The sequence below is a fragment of the Marinifilum flexuosum genome (genome assembly GCF_003610555.1).
Lineage (GTDB): Bacteria > Bacteroidota > Bacteroidia > Bacteroidales > Marinifilaceae > Marinifilum > Marinifilum flexuosum.
In genome coordinates this window covers 1,774,461-1,797,213 of sequence record NZ_RAPQ01000008.1, presented here as the reverse complement: position 1 = coordinate 1,797,213, position 22,753 = coordinate 1,774,461, and the positions used below count along the sequence as shown (strand labels likewise).

The window sequence follows — 22,753 nt, the reverse complement described above, 5'->3', positions numbered from 1 at the left end:
ATGGCAACATTTGAAACAAGCTATCACATTACAGAAATGATGGAAGGAGGATATTCAAATCATCCTCATGACAATGGGAAAGAAACTTATGCAGGGATTTCAAGAGTCGCATTCCCTAATTGGGAAGGTTGGAAGTTCATTGACAAGCAAGTAAAACCAATCAAAAGGAATACTTTCTTTTCTGCCCTGGCAATGCCTGTTCGTCATTTTTATCGAGCCAATTTTTGGGTACCGCTTCAATGTGGCTTAATGCCTCAGGTTGTAGCCAATCAGCTTTTTGACTATGCAGTCAACTCAGGCAAAAGCAGAGCAATAAAGAGTCTGCAATCTGTTCTAAACAGCATGGGTGCTTTTCTAAAAGTAGATGGTATTGTAGGAGCTAAAACCCAGGGAGCATTGAAACGCTTTGATGCCAATGAAGTTGCTGCAAAATTGCTTTTGGAGCGTGAGAGATTTATCAATCAGCTAGCTCAATCTCAACCTCAGTTTAAAAGGGGGTGGCTCAATCGCATTGCTTTTCTGAAAACTCATTTAGGTACAGTCGGGATTTCTTTTGGAGTGGTTGCTTTGCTTGGCTTGACGCTTTTTTTTTGACCAATAACAAAAGCAAATGACAACAAACGAAATCAAAGGATTCTTTTCTCCAGAACATGCTGTACTGGTCTTTCTGATCATGCTCTCTCTATACAGCAATTGGAGACTTCATGTATCACAAACAGAGATTCAGGCAGATATCAAATTAATTACTTACAGATTGGATAATGGAGCAACAACAGACAAAAGGAAACTGGTTCAGACAGACTCTATCGGACAACAAAGGAGTCCCAAGCTTCAAAAGGCAAATTTCCCTTTTATTGGTTACATCCATTATCACTGGGGTAATACTCAAAGTTCCGATTGAATACATCCAACAACTGGTTATTCTGACTTGTGCCTGTATTGGATCTGTAGCAACGGAACAGTTCACCAAACACTAAATTTTAACATCATGCTCAAACGTAAAATAACCATACTATCAGCAATCCTTTTACTAACAACTGGCCTTGGTTTTGGAATGGCCATTGGCTACAAATACGGTAAAAATCAAATTCCTGCCCAGCAAACCAATATTGAAATAAAGGATATCAAAACTAAAAAGGGCGGTTTCATTGAAATTGACACAAAAACAGACCAGGATCAGGACAACAAAAAAGATGAATCCAAAAAGAAAGGATTATTTCAAAACTTATTCAATTAAAGATGTTAGGATATATTTTAAAAAGCACAAGCAAACAGGCTGTTAAAAAAAGGGTAAGCAGAATTAAACTCAGAACAAGTGAAATCCTAAAAGGCCTGTTTGATTCCAACCTGGATGGCTGGAAGGATGACAAGGAAAAATTCAAACTGGAACTGATTAATGATATCAAAACATTCTTGTTTACCAAGTGGGAAAAGCCTTGGAAAGCTGGTTTGGTTTTTAGTGAATCAGGAATTGTTTTAAGTGGATTTAGAAACGTTTCAGGTCGTTTGTACAAGAACAGCACAAACATTCTTACCATGGAAAGAAATGCAGGAAAAAGCCCTTATTTCATTACCATGGCAGCTCTTAAAGAAAAGGGTGGTAAACTCATCGACAAATCAAAGGTAATTTCGGTTTTATCCTACATTCCAATGTTTAAGGACAAAGAGGACAAAACTCCTCGTAAACCTGATTGGATGTTGCCTAAATTGCATCGTGCCGTCAATATTGATTATTGTGAAGGGATTAAAAAGCCAGTTTTCAAACAGGTCTTTTTCAAAGACAATGAGTTCAATCAATACGTTGAAAACTTCCTTAAAGAGCTGGTAAAAAGAAAACGTGTTCCTAAAATTCATACTGACCAGGCAGATAGATGCTATTATACACATAGCGCACTGAATTTTAATAATGAGTCAATCCACATGGTAAATATCAAGCAATTCAAGAAAGTTGCTGAATACTACTCTACCCTCTTTCATGAGATTACCCACAGTACCATGAATCCAAAACGTTTGGGAAGAGGGAAACTTGGTATTTCTGCAACTCTGGATTATCCAAATGAGGAATTGGTTGCTGAAATGGGTGCTATGATTATTTGTACGGAACTGGGATTGAAGTACAATCGCCAAAATGGGATTACCTATCTAAAAGGCTGGTTGAGCAGAGCCAAAGGTGATGTAGATAAAAACCTGGTGGAAGCCTACGGCTATGCTTGTGATGCTGCCGACTATCTTTTGGAAGGAATTGACCTTTCCAAGCTGGTTCCAAAATCAATGACTAATAGAGCCAAGGAGGAAAAGGATAAAAAAAAAGTAAAAAAAGAAAGGCCTAAAACTGTAAGCAATAAAAAGCAGGAAGCCAAACAACTCACTTTATTGGGACATACCAATGAAAAGATGATTACCAACCTGGCCAACTGGAAACCGAATTCCAATATCACAGCTTTAAAAGGACAGCTGGGTAAATTCATTGGCGGTTATGAGAAAGATCGTTTTGCCATTGTTTTAAGAGGCGAAAAAGGTGCTGGCAAAACTCGTTTGCTTTGCCAGTTAATTGATCTGTTTGCCGATCAAAATTTGAAGTCTTTATTTCTTTCCCTGGAAGTATCACCACAATCTGAACTGTTTGGAAATTACATTTCATACATCGAAAAGCAGAACCTTAAAAATGTGAGTGTAAGTGGTCAGTGCAACATGAAGCAACTGGAAGCGTACTGCAAAAGCTTTGATGTGATTGCAATTGACAGCTGGGGAAAACTGCAAGATCTGCTTTCCCAGGAAGATTTTGGAAAATTAATTGAGAAGTATCCCAATGTGATATGGTTGGTGATCTTTCAAAGTACTACAGCTGGAACTGCCAGAGGTGGTGTTATGTCAGAATACGATAGTTCTATTGTGATCCAGGTTGCCAAAGGGGGCAATGCTCAGTGTGAAAAGAACAGATACAATTCATGTGATCAGACTTACAATGTGTTCACTAAAAAAATATTGAGTAATGAGAATAAGTAAGCCTAATACTGGAGCCAAAATTGATAATCGCACCATTGCTAAAAACAGCAAGGGAAACATTGTGAACCTGGAGGATTTCAAACTCGATAAGGCCATCAAGTTCTATGAGCGTTTTTCTTTTCATTTCTCGAAATACCCTGGAGGAAAAGCTCATCTTACCTGGGGCGTTAATGCCAGTGATTATTTGAAAAGATACAGCAACGGAATTAGTGGAAAGTACCGATTGACAAGTAAACTCTTTACAAATGAAGAGCTGAATTCTTTCATCAATGAGCATGGACAAGGTTGTTTTTTAACCTGGTATTTGGAAGTGACAAGCAAATACACCACTTATCCTGTTTTTGTCGTTGAAAAGGAATTCAATTGTGATTTACCAAGAACATTGGAAGGAGAATCAGGAAAGTTTTTACCACTTGCTTCAGCTCGTTTGTTCATGAATGAAAACAATGAATTGGATGAGTACAATACACAAGTGTTCAGATTCTATGAGAACTCTATTCCCAATGAAGTTTTTGTACGTCCCTACTTTTGGGAGTACAAGAACTATCAAGAAATGACCTTTCATTACACCAACGTTCCATCGGGTCAAATCGCAAGGGTTTTAGACAATAGCGATGCCCCCGATCCTTCTGAAGGGTGGGCTACCTATCAACAAGACTACAACAACCTTGTCAACAAAGGATTCAAATTGGTCTCAAGACAGCACAATGGATACAAGCCTGATCAACTTAGCATTGGTTTAAATTCTGAAAGTAAGCTTACTCATTTTAGAGAAATGAATCCTTTTCCTGCGAACTGGAAACTTACTGAGGATTTTGATTTCGCTTTTGACAATTCATCGATTAGTGGAAAGCCTACTTTGTGGATTAAAATAAATGACTTAAGTCGAAGGAATTATTCCAAAGATTTCATTCACATTCTTACTCCTAAGGTTAAGTATTTCAAAATAGGTGAAGGATATGCTCAACATGAAGCAGTAACGGAAGATACAGATTGCTACTGGACACTTTACACTGCAATTACTGATGAATATACCAGTGCTTCTGGTCTTGTATGTGTTGCCAGACCTGGTGCAACAGGATTTCAAGAGATCATAAAGGAAACCAGGCACAATGGTATTTTATATCCAATTGCACAGGTAAAAGCTACACTAAAAGCTGACACCAATACTTTTGATGTTGATAGCTGCCTAGTAATTAAGCATTGGAAAAATGTACTAAAACAAGATAATTACCTGGACAATGAAACCATTCGTGTTACTGCCGACAATCATTTGTTTGTGCCTGAACACCACAATCCTCTAAAAAATGGATACTTGTTGGAAGACTTTGACTTTGAAATCAAAAAAGTTGAAGGTGCAAACAGCATTCAGTTAAAGCTTATTGGTGGAGAGAGCAGAAGGAACATTCCTGTGCAAACTAGTGCTGGAATTCGTTGGTTTGGAATTGGAACCCCAACTTTTAATCTGGATACTGCCAGCAATAAAATAGCTGGAACTCATTACCACTGGGATATTGCATTCAAGCTTTTGGATGATGAAAATGGCACTTTTAATGGTTGGGTTACTTATTATGGTGGTGCCTCCAGCACTTTTGATGTAAAAAGGCCTTACGATCCTGCAACTTCATCCAACATTGTTCTACTAAGTGTGACTTGTCCTGTACCCAGAGCTGGAAAAGATCTGCAACAGGAAGATTTTAAATTGTACAAATTTTGGAAGAATTGCCTGGCACCAGCTGAGAAAAGACTAAACTTAAACGGCACTCCCACTGATGGGTTAACGGTTGAGCCTGTCTATGATGACAAATTAAGGGTGCTATCAGCTTATGAAAATAGTCGATATGTTAAGATCATGGAAGATTTTAACATGAAAGCCGATTATTCATCTGTGGTCAAACAGATCAAAGTTTATTTAGATCCATACCCAGAAATGAAAAATATCCCAGCCAAAAGGTATAGTGGGAACAGAACGTTCGGTGTAAAAAATGTTAATATTTCAATTGGAGTATGGGCAAACCTAATACAGGGAAAAACCATGTATGTTGCTGTTTATTCCCCATTGGTTACCGATGGAAGTAACGGAATGACCTATAAAGTGGGCTTAGGTAAAATGCCAGATTTAAGTGGTATTGATTGGCTTGAAAATGTGCTTTTGGGCTTTGTCAAATTGCCAATTCCAGATGATATTGCAAACGCTGATCAGTCTAATCTAGTCTTTCACAAGATTTACAAAAAAGCTCTTGCCCCAATTCAAGAAATCAATGACTTTGGAACAGAGGTAGCAGTTGATTATGGAGACATGAATGCCAAAAGACCTGCTTTGTCTAATGGCCAGCTGGTGAAATGTACAGACGCAAGTGCAGACAGTCAAGTTTCCAGTGGTTGGGCTTACTATCGTTACAGAAAGGAAAGTAATGATTTTGAATTGGTCAGCAAGGAAAAACAGGATGCGCAGCCAGCCAATGTAGAGGTAGATCAATACACAGTCGAGAAGAATTACACTGGAGAAATCGCGGTTCCTTCTTTGCAGATTGGGCATCATGCTAATACTTTCTTGTTGAAAGATTTTGATTTCAATGTAAGCTTCTCTGGAAGTGATACCATTGAATTAACACCAAGAGGAGGAAACCAAGCTTTGCCTATTCTTATTAATGGTGTTCGTAAATATATGAGAGTTGCTTATTGGACTCTTAAGAAAAGTTCTTTTGGTAGTGATATGGCTGGCAAGTGGGTTTATTGGATGGTTCAAGCAGATATTGAAGATACGGAAATCACAAATGGTGGAATGCAGACCCATGCACAGGCTGATGGTTCATTTCAACAATTCAATGCAGAGGACATGATATCACATATTCCTGTTCTTACAGTTCGGGCTTACATCCCTGATACCAGTAAAGGGGAAAATTGGGATCTCTCTAAAGTTTACCTGTACAAGCATTGGAAATCTATGTTAGCTCCTTTTGATGAGTTGTGGAATGAGAAGGTTACTCCATAAAAAAGAGAGCTCAAAAGCTCTCTTTTTCTATCTCCTAATTTTAACTGAAACTTAATCAAGATACATTTTCAGCTTATGAATTAACTCATCAAAGCTTTGTCCATTTGTTCTCCATATCATTTCAGATACTTTTACTTTTCTTCTAGTATCAACAAATGCAAGGTCTATTTCATTTGTATATGACAACAATTCTTCAAATTGACGATTCTTATTTACAACTTGTTTTAAGAGTGTTCCAATTGCAAATTGACTTCGTAAATTTCTCTTTATAAATTCAATAGATGCATCCTCCCAATGATTGGGTCTTATCAATACAGAAACGATATAATTATCTTCATCAATTTGTTCTACAGCCTTACGAGCCTGCGAAATAGATAAATTAATTGATTTATCAAGTCTATTTGGCGACAAAGACTTTAGCTCTATATAAAAAGATCTTTGATTAATAGGATTATAAATGATAACATCTTGTGAACCTATACCTTGGTAGGTTATTTCATAAGGCAGGTTTAATGAATTAAAGGTTTCAATAAATGCTTTTTCAATTTCGTTCCCAATTTTTTTCTTAAATTCAAAATCTTCTTTCTCATCTTTTAACTGCTGAGCAAGATCCCTTATTTCTTCTATGCTAATAGATTTAGCAATTTCTGCAATTTCTGATAAATGAGATAAATTAACCCCAGATTCTGATATTGAAACTAAATCATCCAACTTATCTTTATCGGAAAGCAACTTCACTATATTACCTCCAACTTTCTCATCTTCTAACGAAATATTAACTAGAATCTTATCTTTTTCCCCCAGAAATGGCTTAAAATAAGTTTGAGCTAAAATAGGATTTTCAGCACACCATTTATTTAATTTTAAAATCGAGTTACTCTTATTCGAAAATTGATTATTAATTCTTAATCTTTCTAATTCATCTTGAATTTTATTGGCCAGTTCATCAAGCTTTTTATTCTTTAAATCAAGTTCTCTAAACAAGTCATGTACCAATATTTTATTCCAATCTTCTTCAGAATTAAAATCAAATAAAATGCTTATCAATACATCATCTAGCGGTGTCTCCTCCGTTCCATAACTTTTAACCTCATTTATACTGCACAATTCATCTTTTCTGTTTGGAACAATATTCCCAAATTCCAAAAAGCTTTTAAACTCCGTATTATTCTGAAGTAAAATAAGATATTCGTTTAACCAACTAGCACTATTAGTAGAACAAATTTTATTAAGATCTTCCGATTTCTCTATGCTACGATTTAAAAGTTTTATTAATTGTCTGATTGCAGGATTAAAATTAAAATCCTCAATATTTGATATTATTTTTTCACTTTCATTGTAATTAAAAAAGCGCTTTGCTAAATCAAATAATTTGGCTTGAAAAGATTGTGAATTTGCAATTGAAAACACCCTTATTATTTCAATTAAAACACTTTCTGCATGCTCATTTTCAAAAAAGAATTTTTGAGTAACCCCTAGTGAATTTTTTTCCTCATAATTTAAAATCTTATTGATTTCCGTAGATATATCTTTTGTTGACTTTGATGCTCTTGAACTATCAATATTAATAATACCTCTATGAATAAGAATATCATTCCAATCTGAATTCAATTTTTTATAAATCGAAATAAAGTGATCAGGTATTTCATTTACCTCTTCTACAAATAAATCATCATCAAAAGATTTCAAAATACCCGAAATTGTCGGAAAAATTTTATACGCATTAAAAAAATCGGTTTGCTTTAATTTGATAATGAATGAATAAACTTTATTTAACCATTCAATATTAGATAGATCCCCTTTAATCTTAATTTCATCCAGCTTCTTATTAACCTGAATTTGCTTCAATAAATCTTCAAGAGTAAAATAAATATCATCTTCCCACGTATCAATTTCATCTGATGGCCCAATATATTTATGCCAATTTTTCAAATGTTCTTTTCTGCATAATCGATCTTTTCCATAGAATTCAGATACAATTTCCCAGAACTCTTCATTTACCTCATTACTCCCAGACACTTTTGGTATTATTGCACTTTGCAAGCTCAAATTTCCATTCCCAGTTTCTACAATTGGTTGTTGTAATAAGAAATTTCTGTAATTTTTCTGAATATTTGTTTTATACCATTTTTCAACGGATTCTTCACTGATTGATTCAGGAATGCGACTATTTGCAATGGAACTTAGGTTCTGTGCCTCTTTTTTTATTAGCCACTCCACAAATATTTTAACTTTATCAATAGTATATTCAACTATTCTTCTATTTGTTGTAGGTTTATTTTCATTCCCCTCTAGTAAAATATTATCTCTTTTTTCTGTTGGGTGGAACTTGGTACCATTTAATAAAAAAGGGAATTGAAATTTTTCTGATCCTACTAGAGGAAAATCTCTAAATAACCTAGGTGATTTCTCATTTATTAATACTTTTTTAGTTTCAAAGTCTGATACTCTAATTGCCAAATCAATTTCTTCATTTCTAAAAACAATAAAATTGAACTCCTCAGCATCTCCATTAGTTTCTTTTATTACTGTTGCATATATTATTACCTCATTCTCATTAAAACACTCAATTTCATCAAATCGTACTCTTTCATATTTTATTTTCTGACCATTAATGCTGTCATTCACACTTACTGCTTTCAACTGATCATTAACGAAAATAAGAGTCTGTGGTAATGTATTAGCTAAATCCTCGACACCTATTATTGCCGCCTTTTTTGATTCTTCATCTTGTAAGGGATAAGAAAAAATTGTTGGCTTATCAATTTCATCCCTTTTAATATGATATTCATCTAAAGGTTCAAATTTTTCTATTTCATTTAGTTTTTCTAGTTCAGTCTTAATTGCTGGTATTAAATCTTCAGAGGTTTCTCCTTTTCTATTTAGTCTAATTTTAAACTTTTTGGGAGGCAATGGCTCTTTCTCAACAACTCCTTCTACTTCCACCACATCAGACAACAAATGAGTTGTGATAAATCCCGTACCAAACTTACCCGTAATTCTTCTATTTGAATTATTTGATGGCTTTCCAAAACTCACTTGCTGTATTAATCCTGTTATATTTCCAACCTGAAAAGGATCACCATTATGTTTGAATTGAAATAAATCCTCAGCTAGGTTAATTTCTATAGAAACCATTTCATATTTATTGGGAACATCTTTGGCATTTTGCATCAATTCCCAAATCCACCTTCGTCTTGATTTAGTTCTCTCTTCTCTAACGCCATCAAGTTTCTCAATAACTTTATCAGCTGTTAATTTATAATTGTTATAGTCTTTACTATTTATTACTTCTTCTAAATATCCTGACATAAATTCTACACCTTCAATCTATTAATTTAACTAGTTAAAATTCAAACTTTAACCAAACATTTATATCCCTATTTGACCTTCTTCAAACCTGAACCCTTCCAATCCAATAACGCTTCTCATCTTTTGTTCTGAGAAAAAGTCTGGATAATTTGACATGAGTTCAGCCAATAAATTAGCAAAGAGCATTTTATCAATACCAATCTCATAATAATCAAACTTCATACTACCAATTCCATTTTTTGGATCACCCCAACCGCAAAAAATTAAGATTTTTTTGCCATTATGTTGTTCTTCACGTAATAATTCCCAAGGAATATTATACCTTAGAGAATCATCGTCACTAATTCCAACAAGTTTTTCGGTAACATCTGTTTGAAATACGAAGTGATATCTTCCTGTTTTTTCTGTAGGTTGAGCTCCCAGCATATTCCCTAATACTCTAGCAGTTGTTTTTTCTTCTTCCCAAACCTTATAAATCGTTGCATTATTTATTAGTCTACTAAACTCATCTTGATCAATGTAATAGAATTCTAATTTTGAAAAATCAAAAACATCTTTGTACCATAAAGCTCTCATTCTAACATCTCCATCTCTAAACATTTCGGGATCTACTAAAGCTTGTTTTTTATTCACATTGAAACCTAGCTTTTCAACAACTTTTTCCGAAGAATAATTATCCCTATCAATATCCGCTTCTAATTTTTCAACTCCTTCATCTTTTAATTTGTCAATCACCATCTCCACTGCGGCTGTTGCGATTCCTTGACCTCTATATTCAGGCAAGATTGCATAACTAATTCGCGCCTTTTTTAATGAATCTCTAAATTCAAATGCGACAAATCCAACTTGTTTATTCTTGAAAAGTAATCCGTTTTCCTTCTGAGTAATAATCCAACAAGTTCCAGCTCCATTCCTTATATCATTTAACCAATATCTGACTAATCGCTTATAGTCTTGCTGAGCCTCTTTAGGTACAATATAATATCGCTTTATATCTTCATCCTCAAACATACAATCGATAAACCTACTATCTGAAAGCAAAATAGGTCTAAGATTGATTTGATCCCTTTCTATTTCCTTAGTAATATTATTGAAATTCATATCGTATTTTTTATAATTGATTGATAAATTTACACATATAAATCATAGTCAAATCTGAATCATAAAAATTGTAAAGAATCGATAATAAAATAGAATCTTTCTAGATTACTTTAATTAAATTAAACTTCGGTAGTATTCTTTCCGTATTCGTTTAACTGTACTTCTACTAACTCCTGTAGCTGCAACTGTTTTATCAATACTCATATTAGCTTCCAGACAAGCTGCAACATTGGGATATTTCTCTACCAATGAAGAACTATCCTTATTTTTTGAACCTTTTGGCCTTCCTTTGTAAGCACCTCTCTGTTTTGCCTGGACAATACCTTCCTTTTGTCTTTCCTTTGTACGTTCAATTTCAATTTGTGCCAAAGTTGACATGATATTCGAAATCAATTCAAATGTTGGATTTGCTTTTCCATCAACAAAACTTTTCAATCCATAGCGATGAACCGTTACACAAATTTTGTGTTCTTTCATCAGTTGAAGAGTTGCCATTATATCAAGAGTATTTCTTCCCAGGCGGTCAACATCCAAAACAATCAATTCAAAAATCGATTTTTCATTTACCGATTGAATGATCTTTTTTCCTTCTGGTCTTTCTGCAAAAGGAATTTTTCCAGAAATTTTATCAATGAGCATTTCGCCTGGATAATCTTTCAAAGCTTCAACTTGTCGAGCTTCGTTTTGTTCAGAGGTAGAAATTCGAGCGTATTTAAAAATTTTCTTTTCCATTGTAAAAAATTCTTCTTTTCGGGTTCATTTTTAGAGTGGGTTCAGAATAATAGATTTTGAAGGGGGAATCATTAAAATTCCCCTCTCTTTTTGGGTTCGGTTTGAAGTACACCCTATTTTGAACCCGATTCCCATTTTTTTAATCCTGATATTTGTTCGTGGATGTATTTTACTTCATTTTCAAAAAGCAGTGAATGTCCTGCAATCTGCTTTCTAAATTCTGGATCGAGTAATTTCATTCTTCTATAAAGTGTCGCATAGGAAATATCCAGTTCCGCTGCGAGTTCTTTTCTGTTCATTGTTCTGTATTCCATGGTCAAGTTGATTTTGGTGGTTCTTTACAAATTGGGCAGTAATTGTCCATTCTTAAATCATAGGTCGCATTACATATTGAGCATTTCTCCCAAACTTCATGATTCGATATTTTAAGCTTTACTTTCATTCTTCCAGTTGTATAAATTTATCATTAAGGGTATTCCCCGATTTTATCTTTTGTTCCTTCCACAGTTCCCTAAGAGCCTGGTCTCTCTGTTCAGCTAATTCACTTTTTAACTCCAGGTAGGTTGCATGATCTGGACTTTTGTTTGCAACTCTTTTTCTTTCAATGATTCGTCTCAGTGTTTCAAGTACAATCTGTTTCATGTTCATGTTGGTTGGTTAATGATTCTGTTTTCTTTTCAAATTCTCTGAGGAAGAATCGAGCTGCAACTCCATGAAAATATCTCTTCTTCCCTCCTATGTCGACTATGATCGAAGTCTTTCGACCTGGTACTCCTTTTTTCTTTTTTCTATTTGGGTTTGTGGTTCTAACCAGATTGAATTCGGTTCCCAAATCTTTAATCAGGTTTAGGATCTCTTTTTGCTTTGCTGTTTGCTTGACTTTCTTTTTTTCAGATACTTTCAGGTTGTAAGCCTTATCTCTGCACTTTCTTTGATCATTGCAATACTTTGAACCTTTTTTCTGATGGGTAATATCCTTTCCACAGGTCAAACAATATCTTTTCTCTTTTTTCTCCTCCCCCTGGTCGGTGGAATCCGCACATACAATACGTTGTGTAACCGTTCCCTTTTTTTGTGCGTTATTGGTTTGATTCCAGTTTTTCAGGCTTTCAAAAGTGGTGTATTCGTAACCTTTTTTACTGCGTAAAAAGTATGTAAACTCCAATGAAATCAATCCTTTCAAGATATTTTTAATGTTCCGCTTTGCATACTGGTTAATTAGCTTTTCTAGTAGCAGTTTATTGCGATGTCGTTCCTTTCGGCTACGTTCATCTTTAATCCACCAATCAGGATTTCTTAAATCTTTGAATTTGCTTTTGTACTTAGCTGGAAGACGGCGTGTAGTTTTTATCTGATCCCATTCAAAGAATATGGTTTCATCAATGGTCTTGAGGAACTTGTCTGCAATTAATCGACTTAGTTTTGTTTCATCCAGTAAATCAGCCAAAGTGTAAATGCCGTAATTTTCAACGGCTCTCATTCGAGTGAACTTTGTTTCAACTCTTAGCAGTTCTGATTGAACTTTGGATTGTTCGGCCTTATCGTAGAACTTGTAAGTTGCATTGGTAGTTTTATAGGCATATCCATAACCTGTTTTTCCGTTCAACTCCATTTCAGAACGTTCAGCGCCACGACAATACAAAACACTTTCCAGAAATGTTTTTGTTTCAATCTTTGAAGCTGAAGTATCCAGGTTCAAACCGATCTCAAAACTCTTTAGCCTGGCATTTTCGGGATTTACACCAAATACCGAAAGCTGGCCAACAGCATCTTTAAAATTCTCAAAAGTAAATCGGTTGATATTGTGGTCTCCATCATTAAAGAACTTATGAATGGAACCTTTGATTTTGGCTTTTCCTTTTGGTTCGATAATAAAGTCAAGTCCTTTGTGGTGAGCTTTTCTACTTCCCAATTCCATACCTGATCCAACAACGGTCAACACAGAAAATTCAAGCTCTGGTAATCTTTCCCAAAGGTGAAAATCAAAGTCAATAAGTTCTATGCTAATACCGTCAATCAATGGTGGAAGAGGTCTTAAAAGTAGTGAGTTAATTATCGGAAAAACCATGTGCATGCGTACCCTGTTTACATGCGTTTTCGTTTGCCCAGGTGAGCAATTTTCGAAAAAAACAGGCTTGAGAAAACCTGTGTATTCGTACCCTTTTTAAGTGCGTACTTTATTCTGAATCTATAGTATTCATAGGGAATTCAGTAAAGCAAAAAGAAATTATTAACTCCTTTTTGCTTTGAATGTTTCTTGTATCGATTCGCAAGTATTACAAATAAGAGCACTGCTTCTAAAGATGTGAAGCATGAGAGAAACATGTCTGGTTGTAATCTCATTCTTAAATTGAAAAACTCTTGGCACTCCTTTCTCACACTTTATTATTTGATTTCGGTTCGTATCTATAATGGCATGGATATTCTCATTAATCTCAGATACCCAAACACCTTGTCTTGTTGTAGCTTTCATATTTAGGCACTTTTAAGATTTAATTTAACTCGTTGATACTCTTCCATGAAATTATCAATGTCCGTTCTCTTGTAAACTATGTTCTTTCCTGTTTTATATGATTTCAAAAAGATCATTTTATTGCTTTGGGAGTGAATTCTAATACCTTCTCTCCAGCTTTGAAAAGTATCTTTCGAACCAAAACCCAAATAGGCAATTGCCTCTTGCAGATTAAGCCACTTCTTTTGATTTAAATCACAAACTATTTCTGGTTTCTTCATTTTTATTCCTCCCTTTTAACTTCAATTCCATCATCAAGTGTAGTGGTAGCAAAAATTTTCCCCGACTTCTTTTTAAGTCTGTATGCTACTTGTCGAATATTAAAAATCTCTCTTGTCCCAACTGTAAACTGGTGTAGATCTCCAATCGAAAATTGGTCAAGTGTGGCCACCCAATCAACTTTTGTTCGAATTATTTCCTTTTCCATCCTGTATTTCGAATTTTGTTGTTACATTTGTTATAATCTCTCGCACAAATATACGTATGTTTGTTCGATTAAAACAAGTAAAAATCGTAACATTTTTCGATTAAAAACATAACCTTTTCGATATGAGTAATATATCTGAACGAATAAAAGAACTTGTCTCGTACTTCTGTGATGGTAACAATTCGAAGTTTGCAGTTAAAGTTGGAACAAGTGAAGCGAATATCAGAAATTACATTGCTGGCCGACAACCTAAATTCGAAGTTTTGTCTTCAATTGCAAATCACTTCGAAATAAATTACGAATGGTTATTGACAGGTAAAGGCGATATGCTTCAAGCTGATTTATCTATCGATTCTGATGAAATTCAACCATGCGAAACGCATGCTCTAACCATTCCTTTGTATAACTCAGAGGCTTCAGCTGGAATTGGTCAATTACAGTTAAGTAATGAGTATGTTATAGATAGTTTATCTGTGCCTTTTGCTCGTGAAGATGATATTGCATTAACAATTGTTGGTGACTCTATGACGCCAGCAATGCAAAGTGGAGATATTGCTGTTGTACGTAACATGCCCAACTGGAGAGATTACCTGGACTACGGTAACATCTTTATTGTTGTTACTGAAAATGAGGTATACTGCAAGGTTATTGCAAAAAATGAAGACAAAGATATTTTCACTTTAAAAAGCTATAATGCCAACTATAGCGAATTTGAAATTCCTAAGAAGTTTATAAGACAAGTTTATAAGGTTATTGGGATAGTTTCGCAAAGGAGTTATTGATTAAGTCAACTATCAAAAACACAAAAAAGCTAATCATTAATTTAAGATTTGATAACAGTGATTGAAAAATTAAAATATTTGGATGCTATTTCATTCATACAAGAAATACCAACAGAAGGTCATAGTCCCCTTTTAATACTTACAGAAGATTTTGATTCATACTACATTAAGCATTCCAAAGGACAAACTCCTGCTACATACCTAATTAATGAATTCTTATGTCATTATTTTCTTAAGTTATGGAACTTAAATTCTCCCGATATTTCCGCTATTAAAGTTGATACAAATATTTTACCCGAAACACTTTCGCAATATCACAAATTATATTTTTATGAACATGTTACTTTTGGGTCAAAAAGATTGGACAATGTTATTGAAATGAACAATCTAATTAATATTGATGGAAAAGCAGATTTAAATAAATTTGAAAATCCTGAAGATTTAATTAAATTGAGTTTATTCGATATATGGGTAGAAAATGATGATCGAAAACCAACAAATCCTAATGTTTTATTTGATTTTTCAGAAAAAAAAATAAAAATTGTAGCCATAGATAATGCATTTACATTTTCTACTATGGACTATGATTCTCTTTATATAGAAGGAGTTTCTCAATCTTTCAATGACAACCTTTTATATTCTAATTTCGTAAAGTCAATATGTAAGTATTTGTTAAAACAAAATGGTTGGACTAATTACATTAAGGATTATTTTTACCTTTGTATCCAAAATTGTAAAGAAAATTTCAATGAAATAACTGAAAACATTCCCAATGAGTTAGGGCTCACAGATGATTTAAAGGAACACTTATACTCTTTCCTTTTTAATGAAAATCGTAATAAATTAGTATTAACAGACTTTTATTCAAGACTAAAATGAAAACATACTACAGCATAATAAAAGTTGCTCCTAATAGCTTAGCAGGCGACTCTATTAGTATTGGTCTGGTTTTATCTGATGATGATAATTTTTTTGTGAAATTTTCAAATACTAGAATCCGAATAGCAAAATCATTGTTAGGTGAAAATAAGCGATTTTTAGATTTTTTTATTTCAAAAATTGAGAATAGCCTAGAGTCTATTAAAAGCAATAATAGTATTGAAAAAAACTTATTTAAGTTTCAAAATAAAATCAATGCCAATTACTTTTCATATCTAAATAGATATAACCAAAACATCATACAGTATGATGAACCTAAATATATTAAGGAAAAAAACTCTTTAGAAACACTTGACAAACTTTTCTCTTTAATGGTTGATAAAGAGACTCCTCAACCAAAAATTTATAAAGTAGATCAAATTCATAAAGTATCTGAAGTTATAAATAGAAAGTTAATTACAAGAGTTAAAGATAAAGTACATACTAATATTAAATTCACAGACAAATACATACCTAGCTTATATTTTAAATATGAGATGGATTGTATTGGCTTAAATGGTGTTTTTACTGGTGCAAAATCTGTATTTTTTAATCAATCAGAGGTTACTATACAAAAAGAAATAAGTAACTACTATGCTCTTTCTACCATGTTAGAAAATATGCATAATCGATATGGATTAAAAAATAATTTCTATCTTATTTCGGATGAACCTAATGAAATAGGATCTAAACAACATCAGCTATGGGAAAAGTTAATGAAAGGAAAAAAATTCAATGTTATCCATAGTGAAGAAGCAGATCTAGTAGCTTTAAAAATTGAAGAAACTAAAGCTAAAACATTTTTAGATATTGAATAAAAAACAAAGTATTAAAGTCCAATCTAATATAGATTAGGACTTTTCTTTGATCTATTAAACATGCAAAAAACATGCAAATCAACATCCCACCAAATTCTTTCTATCTATACTTCTGACACTTACGCGAGCTACATACAGAACTGGAAAGCGAGTAAACGCCAAAAGCGTTTCGGGGGTTCGAATCCCTTCCTCTCCGCAAAACAAAACGCAAATTGCACATTACTAGTAATTTGCGTTTTTTATTGTCAACATTTTATCAACGGATTAAATATTACTCTATTCTGATTGGGTCGTGTCTCAAACTTTTTTGTTCACAAATCACCGAATCAGAAAGATAATTCATTAACTGAATAACAATTGCTTTTGTTTCAAAATCAGTACGTACCCCAAAGTATAGTTCTTTTATTTGTTCAGGATCAAAGCGATAGTAACATGGATTCTTTCTCCAAATACGCCATTCTTTTTCATACTCCCAATGTGTAGATTTTATAGAATAATCTTGAAAGATATCATTCATAAAATCATCCAATGCCCCAATTTGGAAATATGCAAACTTTTCAAGATCGAAATCATTTAAGTTATCTTGATACTGCACCTTTTGTAAATGATGATTATTCTCTAATTCATGAAACTCAAATCCTACAACTATTCCCGCATGATTATTAGCGTAATGCGACCACATTAATATGTCATTTGGATCTTCACTTAAAGAACAAAATGCACGTTTACTGATTTCCTCTTTCCTCGATAAATTTATAACCTTGGTTAGTTCCTTATCGTTTAACTTCGCAATTTTTTTCCATTTTTGAATATTTCCATTTGCAATTATATTTCTGAATAATTTCAAGTCAATTGGGTCATATTCTCTTTCTAACGCATTTAAACATTCAAAAGGATCATTCATATTATCGAATGTATGACACCAAAGCCCTCTTACTGCTAACGATTTTAAAGTATATTCATTACAAGGAAAATATTTATATAGGATCATTTCTAATATTTTATTTCTGAATATTAATAACAAAAAGAATTTTAATGGAATTAATTACCTGAATTCCTTTAAACAGAATTTAATTAATAAAAAAGGGGTTGTACTAAATATTCAATTTGTATAAATACCCTGAATTATCGTAAAAAAGAATAGTCAGCAAATTTCCAGATTTAATATTTCGATCAGCATAACTACTCAATTTCCCATTTGTCATTACTAACTTAACTACACTACCATCGAAAACTCCACTCCCATTTGCTTTATAAACATATAATTTGTTATCATGATCGAAATGAGAATATACTACATTAAAAGAACCAGTAACTGCATTGGTTTTAATATTGTATAAATTTCCTTTTTTTGTTATTGTCCATGAAAACGATGATTTTTTAAATGTTCCTATTTTTCCATTTATAATATTTGCTCCATAGTTATTTTTAAATGTTGTTACTTGTCCACACGCAACAGCACTAATAAATAATAGGATTATTGTAATTGCTTTTTTCATATAATTTTATCTTACAATGATCAATATTCTGAATATTAAAGATAAAAATGATTCATGAATATTATCAGGCAATTTGTAATATTTTAGAATCCCCTTATAATTTACTCAGTCATCCCAATAATTTGAAGGCTCGTTTTCCTTATAATGCACCATCTCTATTTTTGGCAATGCATACGGCATTAACTTTACCAATATTTCTAATCGTTCCTTCGGTTCCAATTTTTCCAAATACACTGCAATATTTTCAAGTTCACTATGCAGAATATTTTTTAACACAATACGAAGTTCTTTTGTGATACGATTTGGTGTACCCTTTTGTCGTCCTCCCGTTTTAGTGGTTTTCATTCTATTTCGATCTATTTTAGAAAAAAATATTCTGCGGGGTATAATCTCACCCCGCGGAATTTAGGCACCCCAACCAAGTGAAAATAAATTATATTGATTGGGTGGATAGAGTTTTCTTTGCTTCAACCTTAAATTATTCTTTCGATTGCGGATATTATGTGCCATTTCTTCAATTTGCTTTTTCAACTCCGCTCCTTCCCAGTAAGTCGAAAGGTATTTTCGTTTTAAATCTTCGAAAATTTTAGGATGATGCTTCATATAAAAATATAAACCAGTATGTGATAATAATCTGCTTTCTGATTTCTGCATGGAAATATTCAAACTTGTTACTGCACAACAATGATCATATTTTTGGGGTACGCGTTTTGACAATATATATAAAGGGTCAATTTGCACACCCCCAGCAACCAAATCATATCCTTTTTGCTTAATCTCATTACGAATCTTTAAGTGTATTTTTTCCGAAAATCTACTTGTCAAATCCAACAATTTCGCCCTGTGTTTATTAAAAGCAGATCGGCGTGTTGTTAAATCTCTCCAATAATTCGGATTGCAATATTTTTGCAGCGATACACAATTTGATTTAATGGTAAAATCATACAACAAAACCTTTTTCCATTCATCCAATAACAAAGGCACGCAATTTATCACTCCAAAATCTAATAAATCCTGAACTGTTTGTATGCCATACTTTTTTAATTTTTCCAGTTTCAAATACTTTATTTCAAACCGCAAAATCTCATGATCAATTCGATAACCTTTTGATCGATAATGCCTTGCCTTATCGTAGATTTTGACTACATACTGCCAATGTTTCGCCTGTATATACCTGCCCTCATCCCGAACGGCTATCCATTTAAATTCTTTCGTGCTATGCAGGAAACAATGTTTTAATATCTTAACCGTTTTACTTGGCGGTCTAATATTTACACCAATCTCCAATGCATTTATTTTCATTTGCTTTGGCGTGATTCCAAACTTTTGCTCGATATCATTTAACACATCGTTTAACGCACTAAAATTAAAGTCGTTGAAATTATGCTCACCCTTATTCCAATATTTATGCAAACTTCCACTAATAAACACTCTACCACTTGAATAAATCGCAAATTTTAATCCTTGGTAAGTCGCCAACTCTCTGGTACCTCTGTACATTCCATCTTTACCAAAGTTTTTTACCTCGCCAGTATCTAAATTTACTTCTCCAAAAAAATTTAAGTGCCTACTATTCTTTAACTTTGAAATATCCGCATTCTGAACCATCACCTTTATGAAATCAATCATATCAGTAACAATTAAAAGGGAACCCAAAGATCAATTTTAAGACCTTAAATTGGGCTCCTCGCAGTTATTTCAATATCGACTTATTATCGCGCTTAGATCGCGTCCAAAAGGGTAGTAACCATCGTAATAGTCGATGGTCAGTAATTCATTATTCTTGGAAAAAACAAAAACCACCAAACTCCTTTTACAACCTTCCAATCGATCACCGTAAAAAACATTTGGATTGTCCGTTTTTTTCAATCCTGTTACCAATTCAGAGGTTTGCCAATTTGATGTGTTTTTTAAACGCAAATAATCCAAAAAGCCAGTACCATTGCTATAATTCCTGAATTGTTCAATTCGAATTAATTCTGTCAGCATAATTGGATCAACCGTAGGTTCCAACTGGTACACAGTGTAACATTTTTTCACCCTCTCAACCTTGTAAGAATGGCGAATACATTTCATGTTCACTACCATACACATCAAGAATTTAAAGGTTTAATTGCCTGCTCCACTTCCTTGCGTTTGTAGTACACACGCCTTCCAATACCGTAGGCTTTTAATTTGCCTTTTTTCGTCCAGTTGTAAACTGTTACAAGGTCAACTTGAAGTAAATCCTTAACCTGATCGCGAGTCAAATACTCGGTAGGTTCTTTGGGTTGGAACAACTCACTAAACTGATTCAGTTGTTCTTTAACGCCTAGTATAATTGCGTTCTGTAACTGTTCAGGTGTAACCTGAATAATCTGTATTCCTTTTTCCATAATTATAGGGTATTAATGTTAATAATACCCCCAAAGGTGATAGGCAACCTGTATTGCAATTAAACCGAGATTGTATTCTTTTAAATACGGTTGTGTATTCCTAATTGATTAAGATTGATTTTAGCATGTTCGTAAAACAGATTCCTCCTCTTTTCACTGCGAATATCCAGACTCTTTAATTGCGTTAATTCTGCCTTACAAGTCTCTCCATTAACAAATTCTATATATTCATCATTCCCAACTCGATCATAAATAAGTTTCTCCTTCTTCATGACAAGAAAAATATACGAATAGTCGGTAACAGAATTTGGTTTCACATCCAAAATCTTTCGCAGTTCATAAAATAACTTTGAAGCATATACATTCTTAAAAATCCGAGAATTAAAATCATCATTCGTAATGCTTTCAACCTGTTTTGCTAAATTGTTCGGGTTTGTCGCTATTTCTAACAGAATCGAAAGTTCTCTTTCCCAGTACAGTTTTTGTTCTTTCAGTTCATCCAGTACTCCATCCAATGCATTCTGCTCTATTTCATTTGCACATGGGAAGTTTATAGTGTAATTCAACAATGACAAATATTGCTTTATTTTCTTCTCCTTACTTTTGGGAAGGCAACTCTCCACTTCTTTAATCTGTTTACTAAAAAGTTTCGCCGTTTTTTGAATTACATACGCTGTTTCAAAAGATGATTGATTTGAAATTCTTTCTTCGATTTTATTCACAAATTCTGGGTATTCCTTTCTCGCTAAATCGGGATTTTCAACCATCCATTCAACGAAACGTTCCACCCTTTTTTTAATTAATTTTTGACCTTGCTTTTTTGACATACAGTAGGTTTAAAACATATATTATCACTTTGCTGTCTTGACAATTTTTAAGTGAGTTTTTTTCTTGGCAAAGCGTGCTTCCTTCGCCCAAAACTCTGCAAGTTGCTGGGCATGATTTAATTCAGGCTTTCCTATATACTCTAAAAATTGTTTTTCTGTACTATGTCCTGTTACCTGCATCAATAAAGGTGTAGGATAATCTCCGTAAAAATTAGTTGCGAAAGAACGTCTACAAACATGTGACGTAATTAATTCCCACTTTTGATACACTCCATTATTTTTACGTTTCGTCTCCTTATCAAACTTGCCCCCTTTTATTTGGCTAGTTAGTCCTGCAATTCGCCCCACATCCTTGATGTATTCATTGAACCTTTGTGCCGATATTTTATAAGGAAAATTCCCTTCCTTTTTTTCAAGGATTTCTTCCACTACGGGATGAATTGGAATTTCAACAATTTTACCAGTCTTTTTTTGAATCAATTCAATAAAGTGTAAACCATTTCTGCTTACCAGATTTTCATTTGTTAAGGTCAATAAATCAGAAACTCGTTGACCAATATAGCAACCAATTATTAGCCAGTCTCGCGCATTAATTAATGCCTCCCTTTGCAAATCCACCCCCTGAATACTTTCGATTTCATCAAACGTTAAAATAATTTTTTCTGCCTTTTTAGTGAATCCTTTAACTGCATCCAATTGAAAATGCGTCTCAATTCCATTGATTTTTGCGTCACGGCAAACCGTTTTTAAAAATCGTATGTACCGACCAATTGTATTCAAACCTAGTTTGTCAATATCTTTTAAATAACTGACAAATTTATCTCGAAAATCAACACCTACGTCCTTTACTAAAAAGGTCTTACCTGTGTGATCCTGAAAGTCAATAATTTTCTGTTTGATAGTTTTATACTTGGTTATCGCAGCACTACTTTTATTATCGCTGCCAATGGTAGTTGCCTTCAAAGGCAATTTTCGAATGTATTCATCGAAATAATTAACAAGAACATCAAGTGCCTTTGGTTGCACCTTTCCATGAATCAAATCTATCTGTTCCTGTATCCAATGCCCAGTTATATGAACATTTGTTTCTAAGGCATTATTTATAATATCGGTTAATCTGATCTTAAACTTATCGAGATTGCTTTTTAATCTTTTTAGGCTTTCATCGCGCTGTATTGGCTGCTTCGTTTTTGGGCTCCAATTTTTTGGATTAATCAAATATCCCGATTTCCGCCTGTAAACATTCTTACGATCAATCGAAACGCGTACATAAATGTTCGCATTCTCAGAATTACTTCGTACCTCAAAACTTACAGTTGCCATAAACGTTGGTAATAAACACATACTAATTTACGTCTTTATCAACCTTTTGTCAACCATTTTTATATCTTTTTCAATATCATTCAATCTTATTCCATTAATGCAAACACATTTATTATCTGATATTTA

General features: G+C 33.5%; 25 protein-coding genes. 8 read left to right on the top strand and 17 right to left on the bottom strand.

Annotated elements, in window-relative coordinates; genetic code table 11:
• From BXY64_RS07230 to BXY64_RS07210, 5 genes are all read left to right on the top strand, one after another.
• Nucleotides 1-594 (top strand): glycoside hydrolase family 108 protein, encoded by a 594-nt coding sequence (locus BXY64_RS07230; RefSeq protein ID WP_120239226.1) that lies wholly within the window; start codon nucleotides 1-3, stop codon nucleotides 592-594.
• Nucleotides 595-610: 16 nt separating this feature from the next.
• Nucleotides 611-901, top strand: coding sequence for a hypothetical protein (locus BXY64_RS07225; RefSeq protein ID WP_120239225.1), 291 nt, complete (start codon nucleotides 611-613; stop codon nucleotides 899-901).
• Between the two features lie 87 nt (nucleotides 902-988).
• The gene (locus BXY64_RS07220; protein ID WP_120239224.1) at nucleotides 989-1,237 is read left to right on the top strand and encodes a hypothetical protein; all 249 of its coding nucleotides are present in this window, start codon (nucleotides 989-991) and stop codon (nucleotides 1,235-1,237) included.
• Nucleotides 1,238-1,239: 2 nt separating this feature from the next.
• Nucleotides 1,240-3,006: a zincin-like metallopeptidase domain-containing protein gene (locus tag BXY64_RS07215; RefSeq protein WP_120239223.1), complete on the top strand. Its 1,767-nt coding sequence runs from the start codon at nucleotides 1,240-1,242 to the stop codon at nucleotides 3,004-3,006.
• The gene (locus tag BXY64_RS07210) at nucleotides 2,993-6,001 is read left to right on the top strand and encodes a hypothetical protein (protein WP_120239222.1); all 3,009 of its coding nucleotides are present in this window, start codon (nucleotides 2,993-2,995) and stop codon (nucleotides 5,999-6,001) included. The genes BXY64_RS07215 and BXY64_RS07210 overlap by 14 nt, the downstream gene beginning before the upstream one ends.
• Before the next feature lie 51 nt (nucleotides 6,002-6,052).
• On the opposite strand, the gene BXY64_RS07205 is transcribed toward BXY64_RS07210, so the two are convergent.
• From BXY64_RS07205 to BXY64_RS07165, 9 genes are all read right to left on the bottom strand, one after another.
• A complete protein-coding gene (locus BXY64_RS07205; protein ID WP_120239221.1) occupies nucleotides 6,053-9,313 on the bottom strand; it encodes a sacsin N-terminal ATP-binding-like domain-containing protein in 3,261 nt (1,086 codons plus the stop codon).
• 60 nt (nucleotides 9,314-9,373) lie between these two features.
• Nucleotides 9,374-10,414 (bottom strand): GNAT family N-acetyltransferase, encoded by a 1,041-nt coding sequence (locus tag BXY64_RS07200; protein WP_120239220.1) that lies wholly within the window; start codon nucleotides 10,412-10,414, stop codon nucleotides 9,374-9,376.
• 114 nt (nucleotides 10,415-10,528) lie between these two features.
• Nucleotides 10,529-11,146 (bottom strand): recombinase family protein, encoded by a 618-nt coding sequence (locus BXY64_RS07195; protein ID WP_120239219.1) that lies wholly within the window; start codon nucleotides 11,144-11,146, stop codon nucleotides 10,529-10,531.
• Between the two features lie 113 nt (nucleotides 11,147-11,259).
• Nucleotides 11,260-11,460, bottom strand: a complete 201-nt coding sequence (locus tag BXY64_RS07190; RefSeq protein ID WP_120239218.1) for a helix-turn-helix domain-containing protein — start codon at nucleotides 11,458-11,460, stop codon at nucleotides 11,260-11,262.
• Between the two features lie 124 nt (nucleotides 11,461-11,584).
• Entirely contained in the window at nucleotides 11,585-11,788 is a 204-nt protein-coding gene (locus BXY64_RS07185) for a hypothetical protein (protein WP_120239217.1), read from the bottom strand.
• Nucleotides 11,769-13,220, bottom strand: a complete 1,452-nt coding sequence (locus BXY64_RS07180; protein WP_120239216.1) for a hypothetical protein — start codon at nucleotides 13,218-13,220, stop codon at nucleotides 11,769-11,771. Before BXY64_RS07180 ends, BXY64_RS07185 begins: the two co-directional genes overlap by 20 nt.
• A 156-nt stretch (nucleotides 13,221-13,376) precedes the next feature.
• Nucleotides 13,377-13,619, bottom strand: a complete 243-nt coding sequence (locus tag BXY64_RS07175) for a hypothetical protein (RefSeq protein WP_120239215.1) — start codon at nucleotides 13,617-13,619, stop codon at nucleotides 13,377-13,379.
• Between the two features lie 2 nt (nucleotides 13,620-13,621).
• Nucleotides 13,622-13,879 carry a MerR family transcriptional regulator gene (locus BXY64_RS07170; RefSeq protein WP_120239214.1) on the bottom strand — a complete coding sequence of 86 codons (258 nt, stop codon included), beginning with the start codon at nucleotides 13,877-13,879 and terminating at the stop codon, nucleotides 13,622-13,624.
• A 2-nt stretch (nucleotides 13,880-13,881) separates the two neighbouring features.
• Nucleotides 13,882-14,085 (bottom strand): hypothetical protein, encoded by a 204-nt coding sequence (locus tag BXY64_RS07165; RefSeq protein WP_120239213.1) that lies wholly within the window; start codon nucleotides 14,083-14,085, stop codon nucleotides 13,882-13,884.
• 122 nt (nucleotides 14,086-14,207) lie between these two features.
• On the opposite strand from BXY64_RS07165, the gene BXY64_RS07160 reads away from it, so the two are divergent.
• From BXY64_RS07160 to BXY64_RS07150, 3 genes are read left to right on the top strand one after another with little or no spacing between them, the layout of a single operon-like run.
• Nucleotides 14,208-14,867 carry a S24 family peptidase gene (locus tag BXY64_RS07160; protein WP_120239212.1) on the top strand — a complete coding sequence of 220 codons (660 nt, stop codon included), beginning with the start codon at nucleotides 14,208-14,210 and terminating at the stop codon, nucleotides 14,865-14,867.
• A 57-nt stretch (nucleotides 14,868-14,924) separates the two neighbouring features.
• A complete protein-coding gene (locus BXY64_RS07155; RefSeq protein ID WP_120239211.1) occupies nucleotides 14,925-15,746 on the top strand; it encodes a HipA family kinase in 822 nt (273 codons plus the stop codon).
• A complete protein-coding gene (locus tag BXY64_RS07150; RefSeq protein ID WP_120239210.1) occupies nucleotides 15,743-16,603 on the top strand; it encodes a DUF3037 domain-containing protein in 861 nt (286 codons plus the stop codon). The genes BXY64_RS07155 and BXY64_RS07150 overlap by 4 nt, the downstream gene beginning before the upstream one ends.
• 271 nt (nucleotides 16,604-16,874) lie before the next feature.
• On the opposite strand, the gene BXY64_RS07145 is transcribed toward BXY64_RS07150, so the two are convergent.
• From BXY64_RS07145 to BXY64_RS07110, 8 genes are all read right to left on the bottom strand, one after another.
• Nucleotides 16,875-17,594: a DUF2971 domain-containing protein gene (locus BXY64_RS07145; RefSeq protein ID WP_120239209.1), complete on the bottom strand. Its 720-nt coding sequence runs from the start codon at nucleotides 17,592-17,594 to the stop codon at nucleotides 16,875-16,877.
• Between the two features lie 103 nt (nucleotides 17,595-17,697).
• Complete coding sequence (locus BXY64_RS07140; RefSeq protein ID WP_120239208.1) at nucleotides 17,698-18,102, bottom strand: hypothetical protein; 405 nt, start codon at nucleotides 18,100-18,102, stop codon at nucleotides 17,698-17,700.
• Nucleotides 18,103-18,207: 105 nt separating this feature from the next.
• Complete coding sequence (locus BXY64_RS07135; protein ID WP_120239207.1) at nucleotides 18,208-18,447, bottom strand: hypothetical protein; 240 nt, start codon at nucleotides 18,445-18,447, stop codon at nucleotides 18,208-18,210.
• Between the two features lie 60 nt (nucleotides 18,448-18,507).
• On the bottom strand, nucleotides 18,508-19,731 hold the full coding sequence (locus BXY64_RS07130) for a hypothetical protein (protein WP_120239206.1): 1,224 nt from the start codon (nucleotides 19,729-19,731) through the stop codon (nucleotides 18,508-18,510).
• Between the two features lie 69 nt (nucleotides 19,732-19,800).
• Nucleotides 19,801-20,190: a hypothetical protein gene (locus BXY64_RS07125; protein WP_147375936.1), complete on the bottom strand. Its 390-nt coding sequence runs from the start codon at nucleotides 20,188-20,190 to the stop codon at nucleotides 19,801-19,803.
• 5 nt (nucleotides 20,191-20,195) lie between these two features.
• The gene (locus BXY64_RS07120) at nucleotides 20,196-20,477 is read right to left on the bottom strand and encodes a helix-turn-helix domain-containing protein (RefSeq protein ID WP_120239204.1); all 282 of its coding nucleotides are present in this window, start codon (nucleotides 20,475-20,477) and stop codon (nucleotides 20,196-20,198) included.
• Nucleotides 20,478-20,557: 80 nt separating this feature from the next.
• Complete coding sequence (locus tag BXY64_RS07115; RefSeq protein ID WP_120239203.1) at nucleotides 20,558-21,304, bottom strand: hypothetical protein; 747 nt, start codon at nucleotides 21,302-21,304, stop codon at nucleotides 20,558-20,560.
• Nucleotides 21,305-21,328: 24 nt separating this feature from the next.
• Nucleotides 21,329-22,627, bottom strand: coding sequence for a phage integrase SAM-like domain-containing protein (locus tag BXY64_RS07110; protein WP_170150604.1), 1,299 nt, complete (start codon nucleotides 22,625-22,627; stop codon nucleotides 21,329-21,331).
• Between the last annotated feature and the right edge of the window lie 126 nt (nucleotides 22,628-22,753).

Bases quoted from the DNA above. Each gene is read 5' to 3' on its own strand.
- BXY64_RS07180 (WP_120239216.1), bottom strand. From the start codon at position 13,220: ATGCACATGGTTTTTCCGATAATTAACTCACTACTTTTAAGACCTCTT.
- BXY64_RS07125 (WP_147375936.1), bottom strand. From the start codon at position 20,190: ATGGTAGTGAACATGAAATGTATTCGCCATTCTTACAAGGTTGAGAGG.
- BXY64_RS07150 (WP_120239210.1), top strand. From the start codon at position 15,743: ATGAAAACATACTACAGCATAATAAAAGTTGCTCCTAATAGCTTAGCA.
- BXY64_RS07185 (WP_120239217.1), bottom strand. From the start codon at position 11,788: ATGAAACAGATTGTACTTGAAACACTGAGACGAATCATTGAAAGAAAA.
- BXY64_RS07115 (WP_120239203.1), bottom strand. From the start codon at position 21,304: ATGTCAAAAAAGCAAGGTCAAAAATTAATTAAAAAAAGGGTGGAACGT.
- BXY64_RS07175 (WP_120239215.1), bottom strand. From the start codon at position 13,619: ATGAAAGCTACAACAAGACAAGGTGTTTGGGTATCTGAGATTAATGAG.
- BXY64_RS07230 (WP_120239226.1), top strand. From the start codon at position 1: ATGGCAACATTTGAAACAAGCTATCACATTACAGAAATGATGGAAGGA.
- BXY64_RS07145 (WP_120239209.1), bottom strand. From the start codon at position 17,594: ATGATCCTATATAAATATTTTCCTTGTAATGAATATACTTTAAAATCG.
- BXY64_RS07120 (WP_120239204.1), bottom strand. From the start codon at position 20,477: ATGGAAAAAGGAATACAGATTATTCAGGTTACACCTGAACAGTTACAG.
- BXY64_RS07195 (WP_120239219.1), bottom strand. From the start codon at position 11,146: ATGGAAAAGAAAATTTTTAAATACGCTCGAATTTCTACCTCTGAACAA.
- BXY64_RS07140 (WP_120239208.1), bottom strand. From the start codon at position 18,102: ATGAAAAAAGCAATTACAATAATCCTATTATTTATTAGTGCTGTTGCG.
- BXY64_RS07215 (WP_120239223.1), top strand. From the start codon at position 1,240: ATGTTAGGATATATTTTAAAAAGCACAAGCAAACAGGCTGTTAAAAAA.
- BXY64_RS07205 (WP_120239221.1), bottom strand. From the start codon at position 9,313: ATGTCAGGATATTTAGAAGAAGTAATAAATAGTAAAGACTATAACAAT.
- BXY64_RS07225 (WP_120239225.1), top strand. From the start codon at position 611: ATGACAACAAACGAAATCAAAGGATTCTTTTCTCCAGAACATGCTGTA.
- BXY64_RS07220 (WP_120239224.1), top strand. From the start codon at position 989: ATGCTCAAACGTAAAATAACCATACTATCAGCAATCCTTTTACTAACA.
- BXY64_RS07135 (WP_120239207.1), bottom strand. From the start codon at position 18,447: ATGAAAACCACTAAAACGGGAGGACGACAAAAGGGTACACCAAATCGT.
- BXY64_RS07165 (WP_120239213.1), bottom strand. From the start codon at position 14,085: ATGGAAAAGGAAATAATTCGAACAAAAGTTGATTGGGTGGCCACACTT.
- BXY64_RS07110 (WP_170150604.1), bottom strand. From the start codon at position 22,627: ATGGCAACTGTAAGTTTTGAGGTACGAAGTAATTCTGAGAATGCGAAC.
- BXY64_RS07130 (WP_120239206.1), bottom strand. From the start codon at position 19,731: ATGATTGATTTCATAAAGGTGATGGTTCAGAATGCGGATATTTCAAAG.
- BXY64_RS07200 (WP_120239220.1), bottom strand. From the start codon at position 10,414: ATGAATTTCAATAATATTACTAAGGAAATAGAAAGGGATCAAATCAAT.
- BXY64_RS07210 (WP_120239222.1), top strand. From the start codon at position 2,993: ATGAGAATAAGTAAGCCTAATACTGGAGCCAAAATTGATAATCGCACC.
- BXY64_RS07190 (WP_120239218.1), bottom strand. From the start codon at position 11,460: ATGGAATACAGAACAATGAACAGAAAAGAACTCGCAGCGGAACTGGAT.
- BXY64_RS07170 (WP_120239214.1), bottom strand. From the start codon at position 13,879: ATGAAGAAACCAGAAATAGTTTGTGATTTAAATCAAAAGAAGTGGCTT.
- BXY64_RS07160 (WP_120239212.1), top strand. From the start codon at position 14,208: ATGAGTAATATATCTGAACGAATAAAAGAACTTGTCTCGTACTTCTGT.